Below are 232 nucleotides of genomic sequence, written 5' to 3' on the forward strand. Positions count from 1 at the left end.
CAACTAAAGTCAAGGGTTGCGCTCGTTGCGGGACTTAACCCAACATCTCACGACACGAGCTGACGACAACCATGCACCACCTGTCTCAACTTTCCCCGAAGGGCACCTAACGCATCTCTGCTTCGTTAGTTGGATGTCAAGACCTGGTAAGGTTCTTCGCGTTGCTTCGAATTAAACCACATACTCCACTGCTTGTGCGGGTCCCCGTCAATTCCTTTGAGTTTCAGTCTTG

General features: G+C 50.9%; 1 rRNA gene. It reads right to left on the bottom strand.

What is annotated here, in order from left to right:
• Positions 1 to 232: ribosomal RNA gene (locus tag HPT30_RS00040) — 16S ribosomal RNA — on the bottom strand; the annotation flags it as partial.

Source organism: Paenibacillus agri, assembly GCF_013359945.1.
In the GTDB taxonomy this organism is placed as follows: Bacteria; Bacillota; Bacilli; order Paenibacillales; family Paenibacillaceae; genus Paenibacillus_AQ; species Paenibacillus_AQ agri.